At 32.2% G+C, this 24,660-nt stretch carries 22 protein-coding genes; 9 read left to right on the forward strand and 13 right to left on the reverse strand.

The genetic code is table 11. The features are described 5' to 3' along the window. Position 1: 1 nt before the first annotated feature. The 7 genes from DMA14_RS08300 (at position 2) to DMA14_RS08330 (ending at position 10,313) form a co-directional block, all read left to right on the forward strand. Positions 2-1,462 (forward strand): RagB/SusD family nutrient uptake outer membrane protein, encoded by a 1,461-nt coding sequence (locus tag DMA14_RS08300; protein ID WP_111424270.1) that lies wholly within the window; start codon positions 2-4, stop codon positions 1,460-1,462. 75 nt (positions 1,463-1,537) lie between these two features. After that, a complete protein-coding gene (locus DMA14_RS08305; RefSeq protein ID WP_111424271.1) occupies positions 1,538-2,914 on the forward strand; it encodes a glucoamylase family protein in 1,377 nt (458 codons plus the stop codon). A 95-nt stretch (positions 2,915-3,009) separates the two neighbouring features. After that, positions 3,010-3,633: a carboxylesterase family protein gene (locus tag DMA14_RS08310; RefSeq protein ID WP_238989931.1), complete on the forward strand. Its 624-nt coding sequence runs from the start codon at positions 3,010-3,012 to the stop codon at positions 3,631-3,633. Between the two features lie 10 nt (positions 3,634-3,643). Continuing rightward, positions 3,644-5,944, forward strand: a complete 2,301-nt coding sequence (bglX, locus tag DMA14_RS08315; RefSeq protein WP_111424273.1) for a beta-glucosidase BglX — start codon at positions 3,644-3,646, stop codon at positions 5,942-5,944. Positions 5,945-6,034: 90 nt separating this feature from the next. Beyond that, a complete protein-coding gene (locus tag DMA14_RS08320) occupies positions 6,035-6,808 on the forward strand; it encodes a glycerophosphodiester phosphodiesterase family protein (RefSeq protein ID WP_111424274.1) in 774 nt (257 codons plus the stop codon). Positions 6,809-6,839: 31 nt separating this feature from the next. Then, positions 6,840-8,756 carry a discoidin domain-containing protein gene (locus DMA14_RS08325; protein ID WP_111424275.1) on the forward strand — a complete coding sequence of 639 codons (1,917 nt, stop codon included), beginning with the start codon at positions 6,840-6,842 and terminating at the stop codon, positions 8,754-8,756. A gap of 165 nt (positions 8,757-8,921) precedes the next feature. Continuing rightward, the gene (locus DMA14_RS08330) at positions 8,922-10,313 is read left to right on the forward strand and encodes a M20/M25/M40 family metallo-hydrolase (RefSeq protein WP_111424322.1); all 1,392 of its coding nucleotides are present in this window, start codon (positions 8,922-8,924) and stop codon (positions 10,311-10,313) included. A 251-nt stretch (positions 10,314-10,564) separates the two neighbouring features. Here DMA14_RS08330 and DMA14_RS08335 read toward each other — a convergent pair whose 3' ends face one another. The 11 genes from DMA14_RS08335 to prmA all read right to left on the reverse strand — a co-directional run bounded on the left by DMA14_RS08335 (position 10,565) and on the right by prmA (position 19,797). Beyond that, entirely contained in the window at positions 10,565-10,867 is a 303-nt protein-coding gene (locus DMA14_RS08335; protein WP_111424276.1) for a hypothetical protein, read from the reverse strand. Positions 10,868-10,871: 4 nt separating this feature from the next. Continuing rightward, on the reverse strand, positions 10,872-11,324 hold the full coding sequence (locus DMA14_RS08340) for a hypothetical protein (RefSeq protein ID WP_111424277.1): 453 nt from the start codon (positions 11,322-11,324) through the stop codon (positions 10,872-10,874). Between the two features lie 88 nt (positions 11,325-11,412). Then, positions 11,413-12,093, reverse strand: coding sequence for a YiiX family permuted papain-like enzyme (locus DMA14_RS08345; protein ID WP_111424278.1), 681 nt, complete (start codon positions 12,091-12,093; stop codon positions 11,413-11,415). A 99-nt stretch (positions 12,094-12,192) separates the two neighbouring features. Further along, positions 12,193-13,098, reverse strand: a complete 906-nt coding sequence (locus DMA14_RS08350) for a hypothetical protein (RefSeq protein ID WP_111424279.1) — start codon at positions 13,096-13,098, stop codon at positions 12,193-12,195. 21 nt (positions 13,099-13,119) lie between these two features. Then, a complete protein-coding gene (gene kdsA, locus DMA14_RS08355; RefSeq protein ID WP_111376987.1) occupies positions 13,120-13,938 on the reverse strand; it encodes a 3-deoxy-8-phosphooctulonate synthase in 819 nt (272 codons plus the stop codon). Positions 13,939-14,516: 578 nt separating this feature from the next. Further along, the gene (locus DMA14_RS08365; protein WP_111424281.1) at positions 14,517-14,963 is read right to left on the reverse strand and encodes a 2-dehydro-3-deoxyphosphooctonate aldolase; all 447 of its coding nucleotides are present in this window, start codon (positions 14,961-14,963) and stop codon (positions 14,517-14,519) included. A gap of 14 nt (positions 14,964-14,977) precedes the next feature. After that, positions 14,978-15,664 (reverse strand): lysoplasmalogenase, encoded by a 687-nt coding sequence (locus DMA14_RS08370; protein ID WP_111424282.1) that lies wholly within the window; start codon positions 15,662-15,664, stop codon positions 14,978-14,980. An 8-nt stretch (positions 15,665-15,672) separates the two neighbouring features. Beyond that, the gene (locus tag DMA14_RS08375; protein WP_111424283.1) at positions 15,673-16,944 is read right to left on the reverse strand and encodes a sterol desaturase family protein; all 1,272 of its coding nucleotides are present in this window, start codon (positions 16,942-16,944) and stop codon (positions 15,673-15,675) included. Between the two features lie 109 nt (positions 16,945-17,053). Next, positions 17,054-18,565, reverse strand: coding sequence for a WG repeat-containing protein (locus tag DMA14_RS08380; RefSeq protein ID WP_111424284.1), 1,512 nt, complete (start codon positions 18,563-18,565; stop codon positions 17,054-17,056). Between the two features lie 85 nt (positions 18,566-18,650). After that, the gene (locus tag DMA14_RS08385) at positions 18,651-18,926 is read right to left on the reverse strand and encodes an ATP-dependent Clp protease adaptor ClpS (RefSeq protein ID WP_111376979.1); all 276 of its coding nucleotides are present in this window, start codon (positions 18,924-18,926) and stop codon (positions 18,651-18,653) included. Positions 18,927-18,963: 37 nt separating this feature from the next. Continuing rightward, positions 18,964-19,797 carry a 50S ribosomal protein L11 methyltransferase gene (prmA, locus tag DMA14_RS08390; RefSeq protein ID WP_111424285.1) on the reverse strand — a complete coding sequence of 278 codons (834 nt, stop codon included), beginning with the start codon at positions 19,795-19,797 and terminating at the stop codon, positions 18,964-18,966. A gap of 134 nt (positions 19,798-19,931) precedes the next feature. Between prmA and DMA14_RS08395 the strand changes: the two genes are divergently transcribed. Then, positions 19,932-20,957: a hypothetical protein gene (locus DMA14_RS08395; RefSeq protein ID WP_111424286.1), complete on the forward strand. Its 1,026-nt coding sequence runs from the start codon at positions 19,932-19,934 to the stop codon at positions 20,955-20,957. Further along, positions 20,944-23,280 (forward strand): hypothetical protein, encoded by a 2,337-nt coding sequence (locus DMA14_RS08400; RefSeq protein WP_111424287.1) that lies wholly within the window; start codon positions 20,944-20,946, stop codon positions 23,278-23,280. The genes DMA14_RS08395 and DMA14_RS08400 overlap by 14 nt, the downstream gene beginning before the upstream one ends. 55 nt (positions 23,281-23,335) lie before the next feature. Here the strand turns inward: DMA14_RS08400 and tpiA are convergent, their stop codons facing one another. Together tpiA and DMA14_RS08410 are read right to left on the reverse strand one after the other, a co-directional pair. Beyond that, positions 23,336-24,088 carry a triose-phosphate isomerase gene (gene tpiA / locus DMA14_RS08405; protein ID WP_111424288.1) on the reverse strand — a complete coding sequence of 251 codons (753 nt, stop codon included), beginning with the start codon at positions 24,086-24,088 and terminating at the stop codon, positions 23,336-23,338. A gap of 52 nt (positions 24,089-24,140) precedes the next feature. Next, on the reverse strand, positions 24,141-24,650 hold the full coding sequence (locus tag DMA14_RS08410) for a TlpA family protein disulfide reductase (RefSeq protein WP_111424289.1): 510 nt from the start codon (positions 24,648-24,650) through the stop codon (positions 24,141-24,143). Between the last annotated feature and the right edge of the window lie 10 nt (positions 24,651-24,660).

The raw sequence follows: 24,660 nt of genomic DNA on the forward strand, positions 1-24,660 counted from the left end.
CATGAAAAGAATATATATATCAATGTTTGTACTTTCTGGATTATTCTTATCTGGATGTTCAAATGATTTTTTAGATGTAGAACCAACAGAAGCTATTCCAGCTGATCCAAATTTGGTAAATAGTGATGATGGAGCTAAAGGTTTTGTTACTGCAATTTACAATCAATTTTTAGGATGGGAAATGTCTTCTTTTGGATGGAATGCAGTCTCAAGTATAATCTCAGATGATGCTGATAAAGGATCAGACCCAGGAGATACAGGAGGAGATAAAGATATTATTGATGCTTTGACATATAATGCTTCAACTGCATCATTTGAATCTACTTGGAATGCAAATTATGCAGGAATTAACAGATGTAATCAGGCATTGGCAATGTTCCCTAAATTGGATAAAGCATCACCTGATTTAAAAGCAAGATTAGTTGGAGAAACAAAATTCATGAGAGCATTCATGTATTTTACATTAGTTAAAGGATACGGTGGAGTTCCTATTGTAGATCATTTAGCTACAGTTCCAATTTCTGAAGAAGATAGAAAAATGCAATTGACACGTAAATCAGTAGCAGAAGTTTATGCTTTTATAGAACAAGATTTAAATGATGCAATTGAAGCTTTGCCTGTAAAATCAGCTTACACAGGAGCAGATGTTGTAAGAGCTTCTAAAGGAGCAGCATACGCTTTATTGGCAAAAGTAAATCTATATCAAAAAAATTGGCAAAAAGTAATAGACAATTGCGATAAAGTAACAGGTTATTCTTTAGTTTCTGATTATGCATTACAGTATAAAAAAGAAGGAGAATTTGGTCCAGAATCTATTTTCGAAATAAATGGAGTAGGTTCTACTTCTAGTCCTGGATTTGGAATTGGAAATTATACCGTTTCTCAAGCACCTCGTGGAGCTGGAGGTTGGGGTTGGGGATTCAACACACCAACTGAAGGTTTAGCAAATGCTTATGAGGCAGGAGATGTTAGAAAAAATGCTACAATTATTTTCAGAGGTTCAGTTTTATATGATGGAAGAGAAGTGCCATCAACTGTAGCGAACCCAAGATATAATTATAAAGCATATTCATCATCTTTTTATAACCAAGAATTTACAGATACAAATCTTAGATATTTAAGATATGCTGAGGTTATATTAATGAAAGCTGAAGCATTAAACGAATTAGGAGAAACAGCTGCAGCAATTCCTTTAGTAAATCAAATTCGTCATAGAGCAGGTTTAGGAGATACTCCTTTTACTTCTCAAACTGATATTAGAAAAGCAATTTATAAAGAAAGAAGATTAGAATTTGCTTTTGAGCACGACAGATGGTTTGATATCGTTAGAACCGGACAAGCAGAAGCGGCTATGGCAGCAGATGGTAAAACTTTTATAGTTGGAAAACATGAATTATGGCCTCTTCCAACTACATTTATGAGAGAAGCAGGGGCACTTTCACAGCAAAATCCTGGTTATTAATCAAAATCTTAAAAATCACTTCCTTCAGATTTCCTGAGGGAAGTGATTATTTATCAAAAATCTTAAATTTTTATAATGGTTAGAATTTCAGTTTTATTTTTAGCTTTTGCTTTTTTTAGTTGTGGAAAAACAGAGAAGTCAAAAGAAAATGTACAGGAAAATACTTCTGGCGTTACTGCATTAACAGATGAGCAGCTTTTAGATGCTGTTCAAAAACAAACATTTAAATATTTCTGGGATTATGCAGAACCAAATTCTGGATTAGCCAGGGAGCGTTATCATCCTGACGGAGTTTATCCTGAAAATGACTCGAATATCGTTACAACAGGTGGTTCAGGTTTTGGATTAATGGCTCTTGTTTCAGGAATATCTCAAGGTTATATTACAAAAGAACAAGGAGTAGAAAGACTTAACAAAATTGCAGATTTTTTAGGCAAAGCAGATCGTTTTCACGGAGCATGGTCACATTGGATTGACGGAAACACAGGAAAAGTAAAGCCTTTTGGAACCAAGGATAATGGTGGTGATTTAGTTGAAACCTCATTTTTGGTTGCAGGAATGATTACTGTTCGTGAATATCTTAAAGATGGTTCTGAAAAAGAAAAAGCCGTAGCACAAAAATATGATGCACTTTGGAAGGGTGTTGATTGGCAATGGTATACAAATAACAAAAACGTATTATATTGGCATTGGTCTCCTTCTTACGGATGGCAAATGAATTTTCCACTACAAGGATATAACGAATGTCTTATTACCTACGTTATGGCAGCGTCTTCGCCAACACATACAATCGATGCGAAAGCATATCACGAAGGATGGGAGAGAAGTGGTGGCATAGTTTCTTCAAAAACAAAATACAATATCCCACTTATTTTAAAGCACAACGGTGCAGAAGAATTTGGTGGTCCATTATTTTGGGCACACTATTCTTATGTAGGTTTAGATCCAAATCAATTAACAGATAAATATGCTAATTATTGGGATTTAAATGTAAATCAGACTAAAATCAATTATGAGTATTGTGTTCAAAATCCAAATAAAAATGCAGGTTATGGTCCAGAATATTGGGGTTTAACAGCTTCTTATTCTAGAAATCCTGATGGTTCTATTGGATACAATGCACACATGCCAAGCAACGATCAAGGTGTAATTTCTCCAACGGCTGCAATCAGTTCAATTGTTTACACACCTAAAGAATCGATGGCTGTGATTAGAAATTTATACGAAAATCATAAAGACGAAACTTGGGGCGATGCCGGTTTTTATGATGCTTTGAGTTTAGGAAATAAATGGGTTGCAAAACGCTATTTAGCAATTGATCAAGGTCCAGAAGTTGTAATGATTGAAAATTACAGAACAGGATTGATATGGAAATTGTTTATGAACGCGCCAGAAGTAAAACAAGGTTTAACAAAACTTGGATTTAAATCTGGAAAATACAGGCTTCAATAATTGGCATGAAATATAAATTAGCTTTTTTATCTTTTTTGTTTTCACTTTTAGGCTTTAGCCAAAGCGAAACGACTGGGAGAATAAATACAGTCATAATGGCAAAGTATGAACTTGGCTATGTTTTACATAAACCGGCAAATACAAAAGAGAAAAAGCCTCTAATAGTTTTTATTTCTGGAGATGGAGAAAAAGGAACTGATCTTGAGAAAGTGAAGATTCACGGTCCTTTAAAATATTTAAAAACACATCAATTGGACGCTTATGTTTTGGCTCCGCAATGTAAAGAAGATGAGAATTGGGATATTGAATCGATTTATCAGCTGATTCTAAAAATTCAGAAAGAGAATAAAATTGATTCAGAAAGAATTTATGTTACTGGTTTGAGCTCAGGAGGTTGGGCTTCTTGGAATTTGGCTTTTGCACATCCAGATTTATTTGCCGCAAATGTACCTGTCGCTGGCTTTGTAGATTTGATTCAGTTAGAAAAAGCATGTGAAATAGCCAATATTCCAACCAGGATTTTTCATGGATTACTCGATGATGTGGTAAATGTAAATTATGCAATCACAATTTACAAAGAATTAAAAAAATGTAATGCTAAAGATGTGAAGCTGACCATTTTTGATGATGCAGGTCATGACAGCTGGACAAAAGTATACGATAATCAAGAAATCTACGACTGGATGTTGCAACAAAGAAAAACGAATACAAACAAATAAATAGAATAGAATGAAAAACAAATTAGTCTTACTTTTTTTAGGATGCGCTGTTTTGGGTTATGCTCAAAAGAAGCCAGCTAAAAATACAGTGAAAATTAAACCAAAGTCTGAATTTGTGGCGGAATTAATGTCAAAAATGACTTTAGACGAGAAATTGGGCCAGTTAAATTTGCCAACATCTGGGGATATTACAACAGGACAGGCAAACAGCTCAAATGTGGCAAAAAATATTGCTGAAGGAAAAGTGGGCGGTTTGTTCAACATTAAGTCTGTTCAAAAAATTAAAGAAGTACAGAAAATTGCGGTTGAAAAAAGCCGTTTAAAAATTCCGTTACTTTTTGGTATGGACGTTATTCACGGGTACGAAACAACCTTCCCAATTCCATTAGGATTATCTTGTACTTGGGATATGGGCTTAATTGAAAGAAGTGCTCAAATCGCTGCAAAAGAAGCAAGTGCAGACGGTATCAACTGGACATTCTCTCCAATGGTTGACATTTCTCGTGACCCAAGATGGGGAAGAGTTTCTGAAGGTTCAGGAGAAGATCCATATTTAGGAAGCCAAATTGCAAAAGCAATGGTAAATGGTTACCAACAGCATGATCTTACTAAAAATAACTCAATCTTAGCTTGTGTTAAACACTTCGCATTATATGGTGCTCCAGAAGGAGGACGTGATTACAACACAGTTGATATGAGCCACATCAGAATGTTTAATGACTATTTTCCTCCTTACAAAGCGGCAGTTGATGCTGGTGTAGGTTCGGTTATGGCTTCTTTCAACGAAGTTGACGGAATTCCTGCAACTGGAAACAAATGGTTAATGACTGATGTCTTAAGAAAACAATGGGGTTTCAAAGGATTTGTAGTAACCGATTTTACAGGTATTCCTGAAATGATCCCTCACGGAATGGGAGATTTACAGCAAGTTTCTGCTTTAGCTTTAAATGCTGGAGTTGAAATGGATATGGTTGGAGAAGGTTTCTTAGGAACTTTGAAAAAATCTTTAGACGAAGGAAAAGTAAAAATCGAAACAATCGATAATGCTGTAAAACTTATTTTAGAAGCAAAATATGATTTAGGATTATTCCAAGACCCATATAAATATTGTGACGAGAAGAGAGCAAAAACTGAAATCTTTACAACAGATAGCAGAAAAGAAGCACGTGATATTGCAGCTCAATCTTTAGTTTTATTAAAAAACCAAAATCAGTTGCTGCCTCTTAAAAAATCTGGAACAATTGGTTTAATCGGACCATTGGCAGATGCTAAAGAAAACATGCCAGGAACTTGGAGTGTTGCTACAAAAATGGAAAATGCCGTTTCATTATTGAGAGGTATTAAAGAAGTTGCTGGAGCTGGAACGAAAGTTTTATATGCTAAAGGTAGCAATTTAGATTACGATGAAACTTTTGAAACGAATGCAACAATGTTCGGTAAAACGTTACACCGTGATGCTCGTACAAAAGAAGAATTATTAGCGGAAGCTTTAAAAGTTGCTGAACAATCTGATGTAATTGTGGCAGCTTTAGGAGAATCTGCTGAAATGAGCGGAGAATCTAGCAGCCGTACAAACTTAGAAATTCCACAAGCGCAAAAAGATTTATTAAACGCTTTATTAAAAACAGGAAAACCAGTTGTTTTAGTTTTATTTGATGGACGTCCGTTAGTAATTACAGATGAAGAAAAAACAGTTCCAGCAATTTTAAATGTTTGGTTTGCAGGTACAGAAGCTGGTTACGCTATTGCTGATGTTTTATTTGGAGATGTAAATCCTTCAGGAAAATTGACTTCAACTTTCCCAAGAAGCGTTGGACAATTGCCAATTTACTACGCGCACAAAAATACAGGAAGACCTCTTTCTAACACAGAAGGGAAATTCGAGAAATTTAGATCAAATTATATTGACGAAAGAAACGAGCCTTTATTCCCATTCGGATTTGGTTTAAGCTATACCAATTTTGATTATTCAAACTTGAAAATTTCTTCTGATAAGATGGATTCAAACGGAAAATTGAAAGTAACTGTTGATGTAACAAATACTGGAAATTTTGACGGAAAAGAAACGGTTCAATTATACATTAGAGATTTAGTTGGTTCAGTAACAAGACCAGTAAGAGAATTAAAAGGTTTTCAAAAAATTGCACTTAAAAAAGGTGAAAAACAAGCAGTAAGTTTTGATATTACTGTTGAAGATTTAAAATTCTATAACTCTGATTTACAATTTGTAGCAGAGCCAGGGCAGTTTGATATTTTCGTTGGAGGAAATTCAAATGCCGATAAAAAAGTTAGTTTTGAGTTAACTAAATAGTTGGTTTATTTGATTAGTGAAAAGCCCTTCGTTTGGAGGGCTTTTTTTCTAAATCTACAGACCTTTTTGTAATTTTTTAACTACGATTATATGAATACTTTTAAAATATTTAGTGCAGTTTGTCTTATTGCTTTTTCGTCTAGCTATGCACAAAAAAATGCAATTGTGGCACATCGTGGAGCTTGGAAAAAGAATAATCTGCCAGAAAATTCAATTGCATCATTAAGACATGCAATAGATTTAAAATTGCCAGGTTCAGAGTTTGATGTTTGGAGAACAGCAGATGATTCACTTGTAATCAATCATGATGCGCATTACAACAAACTGCTTATTGAAGAGACGAATTATGCAGATTTGATAAAATTTAAACTTTCAAATGGAGAAAGACTTCCAACCCTTCACGAATATATTTCAGAAGGAATGCGTAATAATAAACACACACTTTTGGTATGTGAAATCAAACCTTCAGAAATTAGTAAAGAAAGAGGACAAAAAACGGGTGTAGCAGCAGTCGAAACCATTAAAAAATTAAAAGCCGATAAAAATACCTGCTACATCAGTTTTGATTATGATATTCTAAAGAAAATAAGGGAAATAGATTCTAAAACTTCTCTTCAATATTTAGAAGGAAATAAATCGCCAAAAGAAGTAAAAGCAGATAAAATCAATGGAGTTGACTATCACTATTCTGTTTTTCAAAAACATCCAGAATGGATACAGGAAGCTAAAGACAATAAGATTATTCTAAATGCTTGGACTGTTAATGACGTAAAAGATATGGATTGGATTATAGCTCATAAATTCAATTACATCACCACAAATGAACCTGAACTTTTAAAGGAAAGAAAGGAAGTTAAAAACTAATCTTCTAAAACTTTATTAAAGAAATCTAACCATGAAAAAGATATATAAACAACTTACGCCGATTTTGTTTTCGATGCTTTTCGGAAGTACTCTTTTGGCGCAAAATTCTGGTAAAACAGAATGGTTTGACCCTAGCAGACCTGCAACAACATATTGTAATCCGATAAATATTGGGTACAATTTTACAACACACAATCATAACGGAATTCCAGAATCTCGCCGTTCAAGCGCCGATCCTGTAATTATTACTTATAAAGGAGAATATTACTTATTTGCCACCAATCAGGCAGGTTTCTTTTGGAGTAAAGACATGTCCGATTGGAATTTTGTTTACGGAAGTTTCCAAAGGCAGCCAGGCGATGACGATCAATGCGCTCCTGCAGCTTGGGTTGTAAACGACACATTGTTTTATGTTGGTTCAACTTGGAAAAGAGATCATCCGATTTGGAAAACAGCTGACCCAAAATCAGGTAGATGGACACGTCACGTAGATAAAGCAATGCTTCCAACTTGGGATCCTGCAATTTTTCAAGACGATGATAAAAAAGTATACATGTACTATGGTTCGAGCGGAAAATTACCTCTAGTAGGTGTTGAGGTTGATTATAAAACTTGGCTTCCAAAAGGAAATCAGGCTGATTATGCTACATTGTACAAAGCGACAGAAGTTGAAGATATTCAGAAGCCTTATGGACAAATTAAAGAAGTTGCCATTTTAGATCCTTCAGCTCACGGATGGGAGCGTTTTGGGCCAAATAACGATATGGAACCAGCGCCTTGGGGAAATTTTATTGAAGGCGCTTGGATGACTAAACATAATGGAAAATATTATATGCAATATGGAGCTCCTGCAACCGAGTTTAAAGGATATGCAAATGGAGTTCATGTTGGAGATAATCCGTTGGGGCCATTTACGTATCAAAAGCACAACCCAATGTCATATAAACCAGGCGGGTTTGTAATTGGAGCCGGACACGGAAATACTTTTGCAGATAATTACGGAAATTATTGGAATACTGGAACATGCAAAATTTCTATTAAAGATCGTTTTGAGCGTCGTATAGATATGTTTCCAGCAGGATTTGATAAAGACGATGTAATGTATTCGATCACTGCTTATGGAGATTTCCCAATTGTATTGCCAACTAGCGAGCGTGATCAGGCTAAAGGTGCTTCATCTGGATGGATGTTGCTTTCATATAAAAAGCCTGTTACTGTTTCTTCTTCTGAGGAATGTATGGAAGTGGAAACTCATAGAATGGATAATGGCGGTAAAAAAGTGTATGAGAAGTTCTGTTATGGACCAGAAAATTTGACAGATGAAAACATTCAAACCTATTGGTCTGCAAAGACAAGTAATCCAGGTGAATGGCTTCAAATGGATTTAGGAAGACAGATGGAAATTAATGCTCTTCAAATCAACTATGCAGATCATAAGGCAACGCAGTTTAATAAAGCAATGGATATTTATTATCAATATAAAATATTCATGTCCGATGATGCTCAAAATTGGACTTTGGTGGTTGATAAATCTAAAAATGATAAAGATGCGCCACATGATTATGTAGAACTTTCAAAATCGATCAAAGCGCGTTACATTAAAATGGAAAATATTCACAACGCTTCAGGTTTGTTCGCGATTTCTGATTTTAGAGTTTTTGGAAACGGTTTAGGAGCAAAACCAAAATCGGTAGCTTCTTTTAAAGTGGACAGAAATAAAGCAGATTCTAGAAATGCTATGATTTCATGGAAAAAACAGTCAGATGCAATTGGTTATAATATTTATTACGGAATTGCTCCTGATAAATTGTACAACAGCATTATGGTTTATGGTGATAGTACATACGATTTTAGAGGTTTGGATAAGGGGACAAAATATTATTTTACCATTGAGCCTTTTAATGAAAATGGTATTGGAATAAAAAATAAGATTATAGAAATAAAATAATTTTTATTTATAGAATGTGTAAAAGCTCCAATTGGAAATTGAAAAATTTGCAATTGGAGTTTTTTTTTGAGAAAAGGTTAAGAAAAAAACTTCAGAAATGTCGATAATTTTGTTCCTTTGCGAATGTACCATTGGTATACTAAACTCCAAATTACTACAGAAACTATGAAAAAAACGATTCTTTTAACTGCTTTAGTTTTAAACGGATTGACATCTTTTGCTCAGACAAATGATGAAAAAAACATTAAATTATTTTACAAAAAAGCTTTAACCGAAGCAAAATGCTACACATGGCTAGAATATTTGTCAAATGATATTGGCGCTCGTTTGTCTGGATCTAAAGGTGCAGAACAAGCAGTTGATTATACCAAAAGACAATTAGAAAGTTTAGGGTTAGATAAAGTCTATTTGCAAGAAGTTATGGTGCCTCATTGGGTGCGTGGCGAAAAAGAAACAGCTTATATCCTTGACGGAAAAGTAAAAACCACTGTGCCAATTTGCGCATTAGGAGGTTCAGTAGCAACTCCAAAAACGGGTCTTACTGCGGAAATAATCGAAGTTCAAGGAATAAAAGAATTGAACGAACTTGGGGCTGATAAAGTAAAAGGAAAAATTGTTTTCTATAACAGACCAATGAATCCTGAAAACATTGAAACTTTTACTTCTTATGGAGCTTGTGTTGACCAAAGATATGCAGGAGCAAAAGAAGCGGCAAAATTGGGAGCAGTAGGAACAATTGTTCGTTCTATGAATTTACGTCTAGATGATTTTCCTCATACAGGAGCGCAAAGTTATGGTGACTTGCCAAAAGCACAGTATATTCCAACAGCGGCAATCAGTACAAACGGAGCTGAATTATTAAGCAAATCTTTAAAAGCAAATCCTGCTTTGAAATTTTACTTCAAACAATCTTGCGAGACTTTGCCAGATGCTTTGTCTTATAACGTAATTGGTGAATTGACAGGAAGTGTAACTCCAGAAAACATCATGGTTGTAGGGGGACATTTAGATTCTTGGGATTTAGCAGATGGTTCTCACGACGATGGAGCAGGAGTAGTGCAGAGTATGGAAGTGATCCGTATTTTGAAAAATTTAAATTATAAGCCTAAAAATACAATTCGTGTAGTATTGTTCATGAATGAAGAAAATGGCGGAAAAGGTGGTGCTAAATACGAAGAAGTTTCAAAACAAAACAAAGAGAATCATATTTTTGCTTTAGAAAGTGATTCAGGAGGATTTTCTCCAAGAGGATTTTCAATTGAAGCTGACGATGCAAATTTGAAAAAGATTCAAGGATACAAAGATCTTTTTGAGCCTTATTTGGTACACAGTTTTACAATTGGCCATGCAGGTTCAGATATTAATCATCTAACTTCGCAAGCTATTGTTAAAGCAGGTTTAAAACCAGATTCTCAACGTTATTTTGATTATCACCACGCTGCAAATGATAAATTTGATGCTATCAATAAAAGAGAATTAGAACTTGGTGCTGCAACAATGACTTCATTAATGTATTTATTAGACCAAAACGGAATTGAGACTAAAAAAGCAAATTAAGACAAAATAATAAATCGAAAGGGGCTGTCTCAAAAGGATAGCTCTTTTTCGTAAGCTTCGGAGAAGCGGCATATTTATAGAAAAGGGAAAATGTTTCCAAATATAAAGCTCCAGAGGAGCGACATATTTTTTGCAATATAAACTATATGTCGCTCCTCTGGAGCTTTTTTCATTTTCTTATTGAAATTCTATAAATATTTTGCTCCTCTAGGGTTTGCAATAGTGTTTTTTTATTAATATGATTTTAAAAATCAAGATTTCATTACAACCAAATAATACAAAAAGGTTATCGGAATGTTAGAAAGAAGAAGCAGTATTTTTATTCCAATTTCTTTTCGTTGATGAGGTAGATGAATAAACCTTTCCATTAAATGAATAAACATGATTAAATTAACCACAATGGCAGCTAAAGCAAACGGCCAAGCAATTACCAAAACAGTAGGATTCTCATTGGAAATAATATAAAGCATAAATAGAATTGTGCTGATTATAAATGTTCCAACAGCCAATTCGACAGATTGTTTTTCTTCAGAAGGATTATGAATTGTTTTCATGATTTTAAATATTAAAAGTTTGCTGAATATTTTGAATTGGCATAAAAAGCATTTTTGAAAAATCGAGATAATGAAACGCATTTGCCTTTTTGCCTCTTTTAAATTGTTGAATGAAATAGTTCATGCGTTTCGGATAAAAAATAGTTCCTGTTGTGATAACCATAAACAAATACAGGCTTTTCTTTCCATTTCCAAGCAAATAATATTGCATGCCGATTTCTTCATAAACAGAAACTCCTGTGTTGGTCAGAACATGAATAATGTCGTGATCTTCGAGCTTTTCCTGAATATCAAAATGATTTTTGTAAAGAAAATTTCCCAAGCCGAATCCTAGACTTTCTTCAGGATAATCCATTAGAGTGTTTTTGTCAATATTCCACGGCTCATTCTTTTTAAAATATTTTTGATACGGTTTTTTAGAACATTCATACAGTTTTTCAATCAAATAATCTCTCATAAGGTATTGGTTTAAAAGTTCTTTGAATTTCAAAGTTAATTAGCAAATAAAAAAGCTAGAATGAATAAAGAACTAGCTTTTTAAAATATTAATAGTTGTCTACTACTGTTTTTAATATATTAGATTCGGCAATATCAGAAGGAGCAACGACTTTTTCTTCTAACGGAATATCAGTGCCATAACGCTCTTTTAGTATTTTTTGAACTTTCGGATCTTGTAAATTAAAATCTTTCAATTCTCTAAGTTTAGACAATTCAATTCCTGCTGCGTTTTTATAGATTTTCCAAATTAGTTCAGAACAATATATTCTATCGTCAGTCCACTCAAAATAAGCATCATATTCTTTGCCGTCAAATTGCTGGCTGTAATCTTTCATTTTTTGTAAAACTTCTGGCTTTAAAACGTTATCGTCTCTCAACCTTTTTACAACATATTTGCTATCTTTTCCATGTTTAATCCAATCTTCAAGTGGAGTAAGTTTTACTGGCTGAACGGCTTCAAAAACAAACCAATTTCCGTTAATATCGTAAATAATGCCACAATGTGAGAATTTAGAATTGGTTGCAATTCGAACCGCTTCGCATTGTTTAGATTCCGAAGTTTGAAAAATAAGATCACCATCTTTAAATTTAGAAGCCGTTGTTTTTTCTTTTTCTTCTTTGTTTCCTGTAAATGGATTATTTGGAAAAACTTTTATAGCAACAAATAGCGCACATCCAAAACTTAAAAAGAAAGTAATGATCGGGAATAGATATTTTTTGATTTTCATAAAGTATAATTTAAAGTACTTTGAGTTACAAAGTAAATAATAAAAAAAATAGCTGCCAAATAAAATGACAGCTATTTTCTAAATATATTTTGCGAAATATTAGATTCTAAAAATACCTCCAACAGCAATAATTCGTTGGAAATAAGTAAAGTGCTGAGAAGCTTTATCCTCAGGGCTTGTAGTAGTTTTAATATCCTGCATGTTGATGTAACCACCTTTTAACTCTCCTTGAACATAGAAATGTTTAAAAAAGGTAATATTTAAACCAGCTTTTGCAGAAACACCATAACCAGAAACGTGAAAATCATCATGACGTTCTTTACCTAAAATTGTAGTATTAGTTTTTGGATATAAAACCCCAGCGCCAATACCTTCAGTTAAGTTAATTTGAACTTTGTCAATATTTGGCAATCCAAACCATTTAGAAACATCATCAAATCTTGCAACTTCAGTATTAATGTAATTTAAACCGTCTGTATGTTCATACATTAAAAAAGCTGGACCGTTTACATTTACTTCACCATTGCCATAACCACCTTCTTTAGCTCCTCCCTGAGACATATCGACAGGAGTATTGTTGTAATTACCATTGTAAATTGATGCGGGATCATCCGCAGGCAAATTGATGTTTCCAGTAACATTTGCAATTTGATTCTGAGCCATTACATATTTCATGTGGTCAACACCAATTGTAACACTGTAATGATCACTAAAAAAATAACCAAATCTCAAATTAGTTTGAGGAATAGTCATATTTGCAGGATTGATATAATCTACATGCCATCCTTTTGGTTTGTCATGAGCCGCCATATTCTCAACAGTAAAGTTGTAATCCTTACCTCTAAAGTTTACATCAGATTTTGAGTAACTTTCTCTATTACCACCCCACATTACAAAGAATTTTCCTTTGTTGTGCGCAGCATATTTTTGTACTGGTATTTCTTCCTGAGCAAATGTGTTTAATGAAACACAAGCCAGTAAGAAAAATAAAATTTTTGTTTTCAAAGAACTTAAGTATAATAATTATTAAAAGGCATTTACAGTTTTTCTGATAGCAACTAATTTGTTCATTAAACCTTCAAAATAGTCTAAATGCAGCATGTTGGCACCATCACTCTTAGCATTAGCAGGATCAAAATGTGTTTCAATAAAGATACCATCAACACCTACTGCGATACCAGCTTTTGCTACTGTTTCGATCATATCAGGTCTTCCACCCGTAACTCCAGCTGTTTGATTTGGCTGTTGTAAAGAATGTGTTACGTCTAAAACAGTAGAAGCATATTGTTGCATAGTAGGAATTCCTCTAAAATCAACAATCATATCTTGGTAACCAAACATAGTACCGCGATCTGTAACCATAACATTTTCATTGTTACAGTCTAAAACTTTCTGAACAGCATGTTTCATGCTTTCTGGACTCATAAATTGTCCTTTTTTCAAGTTTACCGTTTTTCCCGTGTTAGCAGCAGCCACAACAAGATCAGTCTGGCGCACTAAGAAAGCAGGAATCTGCAATACATCTACATATTGCGCAGCCATATCAGCATCTTCATTTGTATGGATATCTGTTACTGTTGGCACATGAAAAGTTTCAGAAACTTTTCTTAAGATTTTTAATGCTTTTTCGTCACCAATTCCAGAAAAACTGTCAATTCTAGAACGGTTTGCTTTTTTAAAAGATCCTTTAAATACATAAGGAATCTGAAGATTGTCGGTAATACCAACTAATTTTTCAGCAATTCTAAGAGCCATTTCTTCTCCTTCAATAGCGCAAGGTCCCGCTAATAAAAAGAAATTTCCGCTGTCAGTATGCTTAATTTGTGGAATATGTTGTAAGTTCATAAAATTATTTTTTTGCAATGCAAAGGTAGTTATGATTTATGAATAGCAGATGAAGATTTAAGATTATTTTAAGAACTCTAATAACTGACTAGGAGCTTAGTAGAATTACCGAATTTCTAAAATTTCTTTTAAATGATTAAATGCTTTTTCCGAGGCAATATTAAAGCATGAAATTAAACTAATAGATGACATTTATCATGTTCTAAAGTTTTATGCTTAATGCTGTTTTAATCTAGCTTTTTGATCGATTTTTTCTCCATCTCTTAATCAAAAATTGGATTACAATTATCAAAATCAGAATAAAAAAGAAAAAGAAGCAAGCAACGGCAGTTCCAACAAGTGGCATTCCGCATCTCACTGGATTTGGTTCATAGAGTTTTGTAAGATTATAATCTGCAATATTAAAAGCCACAAAGGAGAGTGAAATTTGAAGAATAAAATTGATCCAGGAAATTCGGCTGAATTTTAATGAGGCAGGTTTATATATAGAAATTGTTCCCAATATTAATTGTGATAATACGGGTAGAATAATAAGCAGCAACGGTAATATATTAAGCATAACCTTGGATTGACACTATTTATTTCAGCCTCAATCCCATCGGAACCATTAAAATTCCTTTTTCATAAATATTTAAATAAAGCTTAACTGGCTTTTTTTGCCCTTCCCATTTTAGTTCATAGACATTTAAAAATCCAGCTCCCATATTGCTTCTTTTAGTTGGGAAAGGACAGCAGGTTTCTAATCTGGTATACGTTATTTTCTCGCCATTTGGACCAGCCAAAGCGTTTAAGAAGCGAGTTTCGTTTAAAGCCTCATTGTTGGTGTTCTGGAAAAATATATTAATCGGATAGTCAGGATCATAACCGTATTTTTTGTCTTTAGCAAATTGTGTTATGGAAAAAGTATTATCCTTCTTTAAAATTAAATCAGGTGCGTTGTCATCGACATTCTTTAAAGTTGATTTGGTACTTACACAAGAAGAAGCACTGATTAATAAAACAATTAAAAAAGCTATTTTTTTCATGGTTGAAATATGTGTTAAACTGCCTGTTCTACTTTTTTTGGATTTAGTTTTAGCGTACCAACTACAATCAGATATTGTGCCAGAAGATACGTCAGCATAATAAAAAAGGAACTTTTAGGAATCGGAATATAAAATTTGTTTAAAGCCAGAATGCTATCTGAAATAACAAAGAAAACTGCACCCAAAAATACGAGCTTATTACCTGGTTTTTCCCAAACTAAAAATCCATTGAAAGCAAATAAAAGCATGATTGAAATTACAGAGGCATAAATAGAAACGGGAATTTCAAGATCTCCTAAATGAGGCATTAAAACAGAAACCATTCCTATTAGGTAAAATGCAATTAAAATGCTACCAAATATAAAAAGAGGTTTGTTCTGTTTTTTTCTAATTCTTTTCTGTTTATTAAAAAGTATGCAATAGATTATGTGCGCTGTTAGGAAACAGACTAATCCTAATATAAAGTAAATCTCGCCAAGGTCTGTAAAAAGTAAAATAACATCTCCAAGCCATGAAAATACAAGTGCAGCCAATAAAATATTCTTACTTTGAAATTTTCTGTAAAAGTAAGCTCCGAACCCTATTATAGGTATTAGGATAGGTTTGAGAAAAATATCAAAACGTTCGTATCCAGAAAGCAGTATAATGAGGTACACTATACTAAAAGCAGCATAAATTTTAAAAAAAGAAGAGTTTCTCATAATAGGGGTTATGAATTGATATATTGGTTTTGGTAGGTTTTAAAATTAAAATTAACAAAATAAAATGTGGTTAAAAAAGATAAGACCAGGTAGGTAAAAATAATATAATTACTATTTGGAATTACACGATTTAAACCAAACCAATCTCCGTAATAGCCAATAATACAAATTACAATTCCTAATCGGAAGCCTTCCCATAAAACGGCATATTTACTTTTATCCATTAACTCTGTATAGCTATATATTGTTAGAAAAATAAAAAAGCCATAAATAAAAATATTTGGAAGACCTATTTTGGCAATGTTATCAAACAGATAGCTTACAAAAAGCAATGTTATTAAAACCTGTGCAACAGACCAGTATATAAGTTTTTGAGAGTTTTGCGTGCCATATTTTTCAAAATTAAAAACATTCTCAATTTTGTTAACAGGATATTTTTCTTCAAAGTTTTCGGGACGCCAGCCTGTTGGTTTGAACCAAATGGTCAGTTTGTCTTTCCATTTCGGTGCTCGCCAAGCATCTTTTATTAATAAACTTAAATGCTGGAAATTTATTTTAATCGGATTCCAAGTATTAGCTGGTCTTGTGATCCCAAAAACAGGAGGAACATCATCTAATTCTTCTTGAAAAGTACCAAAAAGTTTGTCCCAAAAGATAAAAATCTGAGAATGGTTTTTATCTAGATATTCTGGATTAATTGCATGATGCACACGATGATGTGATGGAGTTACCAAAATATGCTCAATAAATCCCATTTTTTTGATATGCTTGGTATGATACCAAAATTGTAAAAATAAATGAATAGGCAATGTAATAGCAATTACAGAAGCAGGAACGCCAAGCAAAGCTGCAGGAATCAATAAAAAAGTAAACAAATTGACTAAACTAGCAATAGGCTGGCGGAGCGCGCAGGCAAGATTAAATTCTTCACTGCTGTGATGTATGGCATGTTTGTTCCAGAGAAAATTAATCTGATGTGCTAGACGATGGCTCCAATAACCATAAAAATCAATTACAAAAAAGGCAATGCAGTAGGAGAGGACATTTGCGTCTAAATGCTGTAATGCAATTTTGGAAACCAGCCATTCATAAGAGAGAAAAGTAACGCTAAGACCCAAAACATCTTTAACCGAATTTGTAATGCCAGAACTGATGCTTGATACGCTATCTATCAATGGAGCAGTATCATTCTTTTTATAAATGCCGTAGATTTTTTCAATAACAATTAAAGCTAAAAAAACAGGCATTGCAATAATCAATATCTTTCCGTATTCTTCCATAAAAAATGCATTCTATTTCATTCAAATATATAATAAAAACGAATGCATTTTGAATTATTTGCAATTAAAGCGCTATGAATGTATTATTTATTCAAAATCTAAATACAAATTATTGAGGTTCAAAAGGATATTTCACCGGATAAGACTTCACAGTTTTTGGAGTTTTTATATTAAATCGAACCACTTCTTTAATAATTTGAAATGAGTCGTATTTTAATTCTAATTGTATTTTATTATCAGCGTTTATAACACCATATTTATTATTTTTCTTAACAACAAATTCTCCTGTTCCGTAAATCTCTGTAATTGCATCATATTCTGCCGGAATTGCAATCTTGTTCTTATTGCTATAAACTCCAAGTTTGTTTTTGTCTTTAAAAATCTGATAATTACTCTTAGAAAATCCTCTGAAATTTGAATTGTTTTTTATGAACTCATCAACAAAGATTTCAGTTTCAGTGTAATTATTGTTTTCAACTGTAAGAAGGTATTTTTTTGAGTTTTTACTAGCAAAAATTTTGTTTTGGGCAATACTATAAAAATCATACTCCTCAGGAATTATAATTTCTCCTTTGTTAGAAAGCATTCCATCTTTGTTTTCTTGATTCGTTATGATATAGTAATGAGAAAAAGGATCAATATATTTATATGATATCGGAATGATTTCCTTTTCTTCATAAGGGTTAAAAACACCTTGCAAATTGTTTTTATAAGCGAAATAATGGTTTTTGAACGAGATGCTATCTTTAGAAAAAACAGCATAAACATTATCATAAATTAAAGGTTTCAAAACAGAATCTTTGCGGTCTACTATTCCGTCTTTTCCATTGTTTTTTGCGATATAAACTGAATTTGAAGGATAAATTTCATCATACCTACATTCAATTTCATATTGCCCATTTGAATTAATAATTCCATTTTTCTTCGTGATAGTATTAAGAATAAGGAAAGAATCTTGAGCTAGTATTCTCTCAAACTGATGATTTTTGATTGGATTCAAAACGATATTTCCGAGAGTATCGATTATTAAAGTGTTTTTATTTTGAAGTGTGACAATAGATCTGCCATGTTGGAAATACTCAATATCAAAAGCTTGAAAATTGGTAATTTGTTTTCCTTTTGCATCAAATAGATCAATACTGTTGTTATTCTGCACAAACAAAATTCCGTCACTGCCCATTATACTGGTATATTTAATAGGCAAAATGATTTTATTTTTAGTGTCAACAACTCCTGTTTTATTGTTTTTTGAAACTCTCACTAGATTATTTCCTAAATAATAAACATCTTCATATTCAAAAGGAATTTTAATATTGCCTTGTAAATCAATATATCCTCTTTTGAAATTTTTATTTGCAATAATTCCCGCTTCAAATATGTTTTTTAGATCTTTTCTGTTCTCTATATATTCATAATTAGGTTTAAGAATCACATTGCCTAGAGAATCAATTAATCCCATTTTCCCTTTAAAGGTTCTAAAAACGGCATAATCATTTTCAAAACCATAAACATATTCGTAAGTCTTATTTTCGATCAATTGTTTGCGAATCGCCTCAAATTTTGATTGGCCTTTCGTCATAAACGACAATAACAGAATTATAAAAAAAAGAATATTTCTCATGATTTGTAATTAATGCAAATAAAAACGCATTCTATTCAATTCTAGTATAGAATAAAACAGAATGCGTTTTAAAATTATGGGTCAATTAGACAATTTCGGCGCTAAGACCAGCTTCCAAAAGTTGCGTGCATTGAGGTTTAAGTTTTTCTATCGGGCCTGTTTTTACAGTGCATTTTCCGTTGTAATGTACAATCAAAGAGCATTGCTCGGCTTGTTCTGCCGTATGGCTGCAAACACGCATAAGAGTATCAATTACGTGATCAAAAGTATTTACATCATCATTGTAAACAATGATCTCGTTATTAAAAGCAATGGCTTCTTTTTCGCGAACTCTTTCTCTTACTTTTTCTTTAGTACTCATATTGTTATAGTTTTTGTACTGAATTGATTATCAATATCTAATTTACATATTTTAAGGATACCCAGTTATTTCTTTGAAGCTTTTTAACATAAGTTAAACCTTTTTCTACGCAAGAAGCGTCAATAAATGGAATATCTTCTTCATAGAAACCGCTAAAAAGTATAATGCCTTTTGGATTTAAAGCATCAACATAAGCCTGCATATCATTCAACAAAATATTTCTGTTGATATTGGCAATAATTAAATCATATTTTTTTCCTGCCAACAATGCTGCATCGCCTTCATAAACGCTGATGTGTTTGCAATTATTGCGTTCAGCATTTTCGATAGAGTTGAGGTAGCACCAGTTGTCGATATCAATGGCGTCAATTGGTTCAGCACCTTTCATTTCTGCCAAAATAGCTAAAATGGCAGTTCCGCATCCCATATCTAACGTTTTTAAACCCTTTACATCCATTTCTAATAAATGCTGAATCATCATGTGTGTAGTTTCATGATGTCCAGTTCCAAAACTCATTTTTGGTTCAATTAGAATATCAAATTCAGCATCTGTTTTTGGGTGAAAAGGAGCACGAACATGGCATTTTCCGTCAACATCAATTGGTTCAAAATTCTTTTCCCATTCTTCGTTCCAGTTTACCTGATCGATTTCTTCAATTGTATATTCAATTTTAAACTCTTCAGATTGTAAAATATAAATATCATCTAAGATGTTCTCATCCCATAAATCTTTCTTCACAAAAGCCGAAATTCCGTTTTCAGTCTCTGTAAAACTTTCAAACGCTTTTTCGCCCAATTCAGCCACTAAAATTTCAGAACCCAATTCTTTCGGCTCAATCGTAAAATGATATCCTAAATAGATGTTTGACATAAATAAAAATTTTTGCAAAGGTAAGAATCCGAAATATAAAATTATGCTAAAAACGTATAAGATTATTTGATCGATTAAAGATGAAATTTCGGCATTGTATTTGTAGGAAATTGCTTTATTTTTGCATTTCCATTATGAAAAAGTTTTTACTGTTATTAATTCTTATTATTCTGTTTGTTTCGTGCGATAAAAAACATGAAACAATCAGATCATTTTGTTATTGGAAAACCGATTTGAACTTTGATAAAAAAGATGATTCTATTATTAAGAGATTAAAAGTAAAGCACTTATATATCCGTTTTTTTGATGTAGATTGGAGTTCTCAGGATAATGAACCTGTGCCAGTTGCTGATATTAGAAATGTCAAACTTAATAAAAGTCAGTTGGAAATTACACCAAGTGTTTTTATTACTAATGAAGTTTTTTTAAAAACAAATAAAGGGCAATTGGATACACTGGCTTTGCGAATTATGAAACGCATAAACCAAATAGCAATAAGAGAAAAAATACTTCCAAAAAATGATTTTCAAGAAATCTTAATTGATTGTGATTGGTCACCGAAATCACGCGAAAACTATTTTTACTTGTTGAAACAAATTAAAAAGAGTTTTACAAAAACAAAACTTTCTGCAACGATAAGACTTTGGCAATATAAATACACAACTAAAGCAGGAACTCCACCAATTGATAGAGGTTTATTAATGTGTTATAACATTACTAAACCCAACGATCTTAATACAGAAAATTCTATTGGTACGAGCCGAGAATTGTCACAATACATAACACACAATAAATACAAACTCAAACTAGATATTGCATTGCCGCTTTATAGCTGGGCAGTTGTTTTTAGAGGAAATCAGTATAAAGGAATTATTTCCGATTATGAGCAATTGATAAATGGCCAGACAAAAATGAAAGAGATTGCGCCAAATAAATATTTATTAAAAGAAGATATTTTGATAGGAAAAACATATCTAAGAAATGGAGATTTAATTAGAATAGAAAAAATTTCGGATGAAGAGCTTGAAAAAATGATTTCTATTGTAAAGAATAAAATAGAGATTGATAATAAAACAAAAATATCTTTTTTCTCTTTCGATGAGAAATATATAAACAATTATAAAATTCAAAATATATCAAAATACTATGCGCATTTTTAGCAGTTTAATTTTAGTACTGACATTTCAGTTTTGTCTTGCCTGCATTGAGGGGCCAAATGCATCGGAACATACCAGAGTCGCAATTTTTGAAGCACAACGAAATGGTTTTTCTAGTCTTATGCCTTTTCGTTATTCGGCGGATCGTTTTTATTTGTATTCTGAAGAAGATTATATAAATAATTACGATTATGGAGCTGATAAGAAATTAAATTGCGTTGAATGGCAGAAAAAACTAAATAGCCAAATAAAGGTAGAAGATATTTATTTGATTTTGTATAAAACAAAAGCCAAAGAATTTATAGATGCTTATGAAAATAATTCATTAAGAAACGTTTTTAAAAAGAACACATTCGTCAATATACTGACACAATCAAGATATAAAGCATTTCTAGATTATATTTTATTTTCAAAAAAAATAGAATACAATAATCGTTCTTGGAATTTAGGAATTAAATACAAATTAGACATAGAAAACAATAAACAAAAACTACTGAATGTAAATGACAGATTTTTAAAAGAACGATATGCATTTTTACTTTTGAGAAATTATTTTTATGGTGATAATTCTAAAGAAGTTATTCGTTTATACAATACTTATTTTGAAAAAAACGCAAATACAATTTTAAGTATATGGGCTTTTAATTATAGATCTTCTTATTTTAAAAATGGAGCTTTTACAAATTATTTGATAAGTAAAACTTTAACCACTGCCAAATATAAAACGTACATCATTTTGCAAAATTACAGATGGGATTTAATAGAGGAAACATTAGCTTTAGCAAAAAGTGATGATGAACGAAGTGTAATTCTAGCTATTGATAATTTACGAAATCCGGCTCCATGTTTTAATGAAATTAAACAGATTGCAAAATTGAGTCCCAATAATCTTTTTTTGGGATTTTTAATTGGCAGAGAAATAAATAAGCTGGAAGATTGGATTTATACGCCTCAATATACCAAATATAGTCCTTCAATGAGTTTTGGACATGAAATAGATTGGGAAAATTACGAACAGTCAAAAAAAGAAAATGACAAAAAGGATATTTTATATTTGAGAGAATTGCGAAGTTATTTAATCAGTATTTATAATAAGACATCTGGAGAACAAAAAGATTATATCGCATCTGCAATTGCGCATCTTTCTTTTATGGACGATCGGATTGATTTAGGAAAAAAATATACTAATATGATTTCTAGTAATGCCAATAGCACAATACAAATGCAAAAAAATATACAGCTGGCATTGCTATCTCTTAGAGAAGATAATTTGAAGAGCAAAGAAGTGCAAGATCAGCTTGCGGTGTATTTTAATTCAATAGAAAGTTTAGCAAAAAAGGATAATAGCTTAGATAAATGCATGTACAGCTTGTACTTGATTGCTAGCGAAGAATTCCTTAAACGTGGCGATGCTGTTTATGGAGGTTTATTTTCATTAAAATCGCATGTAAAAAATGAAGAAGAATTTCCTTATGATTTTGCTATCATTGATTATTTTGATCGTAATGCAACAGTAAATGATATGGAGCGAATAATTCAATTAAAACAAAAGAAAAATAAAACATCTTTTGAAAAGTTTATTTGCTCTAGTGCTATGCCAGAAGACATTAATCTTTTAAAAGATGTTAAAGGAACAATTGCTTTTAGAGATAATAATTTAGAATTAGCGTATAATACCTTTGCTGATATTCCTAAAGATTTTTGGGATAAAAAATATGAATTTAAAGATCACTTAAACGAAGATCCATTTATACCTAAGGTTTTACAAAAAACTAAAGACCGTAAATATGATTATCATTTTAATAAAGCAGAATTTCTGTCTAGTCTTATCAAATTACAAAAGCAAAATACAGCTAAAAACAATTTATTGCTTGGGCATGCTTATTTTAATGTTTCGTTTTATGGTAATTCGTGGATGATGGTAAGTTATTATTGGTCTAAGGGTTTTGGATATGAAAGTAAAAGCGAGAATGAAAAAAAATATCAAAACGATAATTACTATTGTTTAACAATGGCTGAAAGTTATTATGAAAAAGCTTTAAAAATGGCTCAGGACAAAAATGAAAAAGCCTTAGCTAGTTTGATGATTTTTAAATGTAAATATGCTAAATATAAATCTACAGGCTTTAATTCTTATCAAATGAATTATTTTCCTGTATCTAATATGCAATATAGATATCCTCTTTTTTATGAATACTTTTATCCATATAATGACGATCGAAATTTTAAAGGAATTCAAGAGCTAATTAATTTCTATTCGGTTTATAAATCCACCGATACATTTAAGAAATATAATTGTCCTTTGTTGCGAGAATTTATTAATTAAAATAAAAAAAGCGTTCATAATTATGAACGCTTTTCATTTTATATAAATCTAAAAATTAGATAGCAGTAACAATAGCTAAGAAATCATCAGCTTTTAAAGCAGCACCTCCAATTAAACCACCGTCTACGTCTGGTTTAGAGAAGATTTCTTTAGCGTTTTCTGGTTTTACAGAACCACCGTATAAGATAGAAACTTCATCAGCGATTTCTGCTCCAAAAGCTTTACGGATAGTTTCTCTGATAAATTCGTGCATTTCTTGAGCTTGTTCTGGCGAAGCAGTTTCTCCAGTTCCGATAGCCCAAACTGGCTCATAAGCTAAAACAATTTTAGACCAAGATTCTTTAGCGATATGAAAAACACCATCACGTAATTGGTTTTCAACAATGTTGAAGTGATTTCCAGATTGACGGTCTTTTAATTCTTCTCCGAAGCAGAAGATTACTGTCATATCATGTTTTAAAGCTGTATCAACTTTGTCTGCGATTAAAGCATCTGTTTCGTGAAAAATAGCTCTACGCTCAGAGTGACCTAAGATTACTGTATTAACGCCAATGCTAGTTAACATATCTGCAGAAATTTCTCCTGTAAAAGCACCACCTTCAGCTTGGTGAACGTTTTGAGCAGAAACTCCAATAGTTGTGTTTTTTAATTTTGTAGCAGCAGCTTGTAAGTTTACAAAAGTTGGAGCCACAATTACTTGTGCATTTGTTTTTGCTGGAATTTTAGCAATTAATTCGTTTAATAATTCTTCAGTCTGTGCAGCGTTTTTATGCATTTTCCAGTTTCCTGCAACAATCGATTTTCTCATTTTGGTAGTTTTTATTATTCTTTTAATTTTTTGTTTTTAATATGTCTGAGACTTATTCATATTGTGTTTCTTTTACCTTCTCATTGATTTTATCAAAATCAGTTTCAATAGCGCGGTATAGTACAATAGTGCCAAATCTGTCAATAACAATATATCTTGGAATCCAATCTAAATCAATAGCTTTTCCGAAAACACCTTTCATACCATCATTCATCATAAAGTGATCTCCTTTTAATTCGTGTTTTTCAATTCCTGCCTTCCATTTGTCCGCTGTTTTATCGGCAGAAAGGAATAAATAAGATACATTTGGATTTGCAGCTTGCAATTCTTTTAGTTTTGGCATTGCTTTTACGCAATCTCCACACCAAGAAGCCCAAACTTCAATAACTAGATTTTTTCCTTTGTATTTTTTTAAAATGTCTTTAAAAGCAACTTGGCTTCCATCTGCGGCTAATAATTTTTCTGATAACGCTTCTTGTGAAAAACTTGTTTTCTGCGCTTTCTGTGCTTGGGAACAAGAAAATGTAATAAATGCAATAACGATTAGGGCTAATTGTTTCATATAAGTTTAT

The organism is Flavobacterium sharifuzzamanii (genome assembly GCF_003254585.1).
GTDB lineage: Bacteria > Bacteroidota > Bacteroidia > Flavobacteriales > Flavobacteriaceae > Flavobacterium > Flavobacterium sharifuzzamanii.

Coding starts and splice junctions, on each gene's coding strand:
- tpiA (WP_111424288.1), bottom strand. CDS start 24,088: ATGAGAAAATCGATTGTTGCAGGAAACTGGAAAATGCATAAAAACGCT.
- DMA14_RS08335 (WP_111424276.1), bottom strand. CDS start 10,867: ATGAAAACAATTCATAATCCTTCTGAAGAAAAACAATCTGTCGAATTG.
- DMA14_RS08365 (WP_111424281.1), bottom strand. CDS start 14,963: ATGAAAAAAATAGCTTTTTTAATTGTTTTATTAATCAGTGCTTCTTCT.
- DMA14_RS08395 (WP_111424286.1), top strand. CDS start 19,932: ATGAAAAAGTTTTTACTGTTATTAATTCTTATTATTCTGTTTGTTTCG.
- DMA14_RS08400 (WP_111424287.1), top strand. CDS start 20,944: ATGCGCATTTTTAGCAGTTTAATTTTAGTACTGACATTTCAGTTTTGT.
- DMA14_RS08410 (WP_111424289.1), bottom strand. CDS start 24,650: ATGAAACAATTAGCCCTAATCGTTATTGCATTTATTACATTTTCTTGT.
- DMA14_RS08375 (WP_111424283.1), bottom strand. CDS start 16,944: ATGGAAGAATACGGAAAGATATTGATTATTGCAATGCCTGTTTTTTTA.
- DMA14_RS08340 (WP_111424277.1), bottom strand. CDS start 11,324: ATGAGAGATTATTTGATTGAAAAACTGTATGAATGTTCTAAAAAACCG.
- bglX (WP_111424273.1), top strand. CDS start 3,644: ATGAAAAACAAATTAGTCTTACTTTTTTTAGGATGCGCTGTTTTGGGT.
- prmA (WP_111424285.1), bottom strand. CDS start 19,797: ATGTCAAACATCTATTTAGGATATCATTTTACGATTGAGCCGAAAGAA.
- DMA14_RS08370 (WP_111424282.1), bottom strand. CDS start 15,664: ATGAGAAACTCTTCTTTTTTTAAAATTTATGCTGCTTTTAGTATAGTG.
- DMA14_RS08320 (WP_111424274.1), top strand. CDS start 6,035: ATGAATACTTTTAAAATATTTAGTGCAGTTTGTCTTATTGCTTTTTCG.
- DMA14_RS08380 (WP_111424284.1), bottom strand. CDS start 18,565: ATGAGAAATATTCTTTTTTTTATAATTCTGTTATTGTCGTTTATGACG.
- DMA14_RS08330 (WP_111424322.1), top strand. CDS start 8,922: ATGAAAAAAACGATTCTTTTAACTGCTTTAGTTTTAAACGGATTGACA.
- DMA14_RS08345 (WP_111424278.1), bottom strand. CDS start 12,093: ATGAAAATCAAAAAATATCTATTCCCGATCATTACTTTCTTTTTAAGT.
- DMA14_RS08300 (WP_111424270.1), top strand. CDS start 2: ATGAAAAGAATATATATATCAATGTTTGTACTTTCTGGATTATTCTTA.
- DMA14_RS08305 (WP_111424271.1), top strand. CDS start 1,538: ATGGTTAGAATTTCAGTTTTATTTTTAGCTTTTGCTTTTTTTAGTTGT.
- DMA14_RS08325 (WP_111424275.1), top strand. CDS start 6,840: ATGAAAAAGATATATAAACAACTTACGCCGATTTTGTTTTCGATGCTT.
- DMA14_RS08385 (WP_111376979.1), bottom strand. CDS start 18,926: ATGAGTACTAAAGAAAAAGTAAGAGAAAGAGTTCGCGAAAAAGAAGCC.
- DMA14_RS08310 (WP_238989931.1), top strand. CDS start 3,010: ATGGCAAAGTATGAACTTGGCTATGTTTTACATAAACCGGCAAATACA.
- kdsA (WP_111376987.1), bottom strand. CDS start 13,938: ATGAACTTACAACATATTCCACAAATTAAGCATACTGACAGCGGAAAT.